The sequence below is a fragment of the Marinobacter oulmenensis genome (assembly GCF_014201735.1).
GTDB classification, from domain to species: domain Bacteria; phylum Pseudomonadota; class Gammaproteobacteria; order Pseudomonadales; family Oleiphilaceae; genus Marinobacter; species Marinobacter oulmenensis.
Genome location: NZ_JACHFE010000017.1, coordinates 1 through 4,062, shown reverse-complemented (window position 1 = coordinate 4,062; position 4,062 = coordinate 1). Strand labels below are relative to the sequence as shown.

The window sequence follows — 4,062 nt, the reverse complement described above, 5'->3', positions numbered from 1 at the left end:
GTGAACCGGCTGGGTGTGCGAACGGAATGGGACTATGACAGCAATGGGCGGGTTACCGAGCTCAGAGAGGCGGCTGGATTGCCGGAACAAAGAACTACCCGCTACGCCTACCCGGACGCTTTTACTCGGGTGGTTACAAGGTTGGGGGATCAGTACACATCGAATGTCATTACCACTGAACGTGACGACCAGTTCGGCAATACGGCCAGTTACACTGATGGTGAGAGCAACGCCACCGTCTATACCTATAACGCCCAGGGAATGGTCCTAACGGAAACCAAGCCGTCTGGCACAAACTTTAGTTACGAGTACGATGCCCAGGGCAATCTCACCAAGCAGACCATACCGACAGACTCGTTTGATCGAGTTACTGAGTATGCTTACGACGCTGCCGGCAACCTGACATCGATCAAGTGGCCCAATGAGGCAGTCACCATCTATGGCTTTAACGCCCTAAATGAGCAGGTTTCAGTCACTAACGACCTGAATCATACTTTTGAAGACACATACGATCGCACCACCCGTACCTTCGTGCAGAGAGATGCGAGGGGTGCGGAGACCATCACTCGAATGGACGCTAGGGGCAGGCGTAAAGAAGTCATAGACCCAAATGGAAACGCCACCAGGTGGACCTATGAAAATGGTCGGTTGATGTTCACACAGTATCCGACGTTTGAGAGGAGTTATGACTATGCTACCGGTTCTCGTCTTGATCGGGTAACCGATCACTATGACGGCCAGCAGTCCTCCACTCAGTTACAGCTAAATCCGCTCGGGCAACTAAAGGAAAGCGCCGATGCCAAGCAAAACTCGGAATACCGGGAATACGACGGTCTGGGACGACTGACTCGAATCACGGACGCGACTGGCGGTATCATTCGCTTGACCTACGACGTCCACGGCAACCTCGTCCAGGTGACAGACCCCGAGAACCGCAGCACTTGGTTTGAGTATAACGGCAACGGCCAGATGGTCGCAGAAGAGCGCCGCCCACGCGCAGGCGAGGTATCTCGCCGGACCTACCAGTACGACGCCGACGGCAACCTGCACGTAGAGATCACCCCCAACGGCGAGAAGGTCGTGTACGACTACAACGATGCGGCCGAACTCAAAAGAATGATGCTTTACCCGGATCAAAGTACTAGCACCCCGGAGCAGGTTATAGCATTGAGCTACAACGATCTGGGCCAGCTAAAGTCCTACGATGACGGCGAAACGTCCGGTAGCTATAGCTATGACCACCTGGGCCAGTTGCTGAACACCACGACCGACTATGGCCCGTTCGCCAAGACCATCAGCTATACCTATGATGCCGTTGGCAATATCGCCACCTACACCAACCCGGAAGGGGTTACCTACCGCTACACCTACGATCTCAACAGCCAAGTGGACAGTGTAGACATCCCGGGGGCGGGCCTGGTGAACTTCTCCGACTACCAGTGGAACCAGCCAACCAGAATTCAGTTGCCGGGAGGGAGCGTGATCCAGCGCCAGTACGATGGTCTCCAGAGAATGGCTGAAAACACCCTACTGGACCCGGCCCAGCAGTCTTTGATGAACGTAGTGTACGGCTACGACTCAGTGGGTAACATCACCGGGCAGTCCTCGGAACATGGTGATTACAGTTACGGCTACGACGACCTGTACCGACTGACCGGTGCCGACTACCCGCAAGCTCAGAACGAAACCTTCACCTACGATGGGGTCGGCAACCGGGCTAGTTACAACGGGGGAGACAGTTGGCAGTACAATGACGCCAACCAGCTTACCGCTAAAAGCGACACTACATACCAATACAACGCCAATGGGCACATGACGCAAAAAACCGTGGGGGATGAAACCACCTACTATTTCTATGACGGTCAGGAGCGACTGGTTCGGGTTGAAAATAGTGAGGGCAATGTAATTGCGCGTTATGGATTCAACCCACTCGGCCATCGTTTGTGGAAAGAGGTGGGGGGAGTCAGAACCTATTTTTTCTACAATGAGTCAGGCTTGGTAGGTGAATACACAAGCGCGGGCGATCTGATCAAAGAATACCAGTATGCGAGCAATTCTACATGGATGACCAATCCCTTGTTCCAGCGGGACAGTGGAGAAGTCTACTTTTATCAGAACGATCATCTTGGTACGCCGCAGCGGATGGTGGCCAAATCCGGCGCTGTGGTGTGGAAGGCAAGCTATACGGCGTTCGGTAAGGCGACGCTTTTTATCACAACAATCTCGAACAATCTCCGATTTCCGGGACAGTACTTCGATCAAGAGACTGAGCTTAATCACAATTACTTTCGAGATTACGACCCGACGTTAGGGCGGTATGTGCAGAGTGATCCAATAGGCCTAGATGGAGGAGTTAATACATATGGATATGTTGCTCAGAATCCAATTTTTCGTAAAGACCCCCTTGGATTAATTTGGGAAACAGGGTGCTCTTTCATTGAAAAATACATATTGAATGAGTGTAAGTGGTATGACGAAGATACTGAAGGATTGAGAGACTGGGCTAGGAATGAATTTGATAAGAAAATGGATAAAATTTGTGGTGGGGAAGCGTGCTCGTCTATGTTTGAGCGGTGTAAAAAGATAGTTGTTAGAGTGACGCTATCAACAGGTCCAATAGTTGTTTGTTATGAGATGCAGCAAGAATGCAATGCAATAAAACAAAAGTGTAAAGACGAAGTTGCGTGTGTTGGCAGTGAAGGTGGCGATGGGGGGGTATCGTAGTGAAAAGATTATTACTGCTTTTTTGTTCGCTGAGTGTTGTCTCATGCAGTGACTTAAAGAACGATGAGAGGTTGTCCGGGCTCTGGCAATCGGATGCCAATATGACCCTGCAGAGAAACAAAACTTTAACGGCGTATGAACGCATGGTGGTGAATAAAGAGTTTGGAAAGCTGTTTTACTACTTTGATGGTGGGCAGCTCCAGATAGTTTATCAGCCAAAGGGAAGCGCAAGTGATTTATTGGATTATCTCGAAAATTCCGAAAAAGTGCTCTTAGAGGAAGGAGGGTTTGTAGATTCCTACGATTATACCATTGAGTATAAAACAGAAAGTCAGTACAAATTGCAACTGAATGTAGGTTTTCTCGATTCCAAGACTAAAACATTTTTCTTTGTTGGGAATGCTGAGTGTTTCTTTGAAAAAAAGAGTAATGGAGAAAAAGGGATTGAGGAATACTTTTGTAAAGTTGGAAAATAGCGGTATAAGTCGAAAAACTATACCTCCACACAATAAATGGTAAGTCCTAAATATGGGGTCGACTTTCCCTTAGGTGTTTGTAATAGGTGATGGATTTATTTAAGGCTGATGGCGCTGAATTAAGCGTGCATTGATTAGAAGTTGGCTTCTATTTAGTTTCTTAAATTTTACCTTGAAAAGTGATGTGGAATATTTAACGTTGACAGGGGAACAGTGAGCATGAAATGGACGCGAGTAATAGGAAGTTTGTGGTTCGCATGGATGGCGCTCTCCGCAGTTCAGGTTCATGCCCAAGAATCCCTCTGCGCCGTCGTCAAGATTGAAATCGCCCAGGAACTCACCTTGGAGCGCCAGGGTTTCGAGGCCAATATGCGCATCACCAACAGCCTGGACACCCTCGCGTTGGAGGGGGTGACCATTGATCTGCTGTTTGAGGATGCCGATGGCAACGCGGTGGTGGCATCGTCAGACCCTAACCATGACCGCGCCGGCTTCTTCACCAGCCTGGATGATGGTCCCAGCCCGGAGGCCGGGCCGTTAGTTTCAACCAGACGAGACATATTCTAACTATGCGAAATGTATTGCCCAAAAGGACGTGGGCACTGGGTCGTCATACCGCCCTCCTGGGCCTGATGACCCTGCTGGCAGTCCCCCTTGCCCCGCAGGTGGAGGCCGCCCCCACGGTCACCACCCGCCCGACGCCGGAAGTGACCTCGATGAACGTTAATCCCTCGGACGAGGACCTGACGGTAGCTGCTTTTGGGGCAGACGTGGTGATCCGCCGGGTGTATTCCGACGGCCAGTGGCACTGGAACCGGCGCTGGGCTAACGTCACTGCCAACCTTGGCCCCAACAACGGCAG

Annotated in this window: 4 protein-coding genes; all 4 read left to right on the top strand. The window is 50.7% G+C overall.

Annotation, left to right across the window (positions count from 1 at the left end):
* A partial coding sequence (locus HNR38_RS17085) for an RHS repeat-associated core domain-containing protein (protein ID WP_183706589.1) occupies window positions 1–2,724 on the top strand: 2,724 nt, incomplete at its 5' end.
* 101 nt (window positions 2,725–2,825) lie between these two features.
* Window positions 2,826–3,200, top strand: coding sequence for a hypothetical protein (locus HNR38_RS17080; RefSeq protein ID WP_183706587.1), 375 nt, complete (start codon window positions 2,826–2,828; stop codon window positions 3,198–3,200).
* A 261-nt stretch (window positions 3,201–3,461) separates the two neighbouring features.
* Entirely contained in the window at window positions 3,462–3,767 is a 306-nt protein-coding gene (locus HNR38_RS17075) for a hypothetical protein (protein ID WP_183706585.1), read from the top strand.
* A gap of 14 nt (window positions 3,768–3,781) precedes the next feature.
* Window positions 3,782–4,062 (top strand): hypothetical protein (locus tag HNR38_RS17070; protein ID WP_183706583.1); only part of this gene is annotated, 281 nt, incomplete at its 3' end.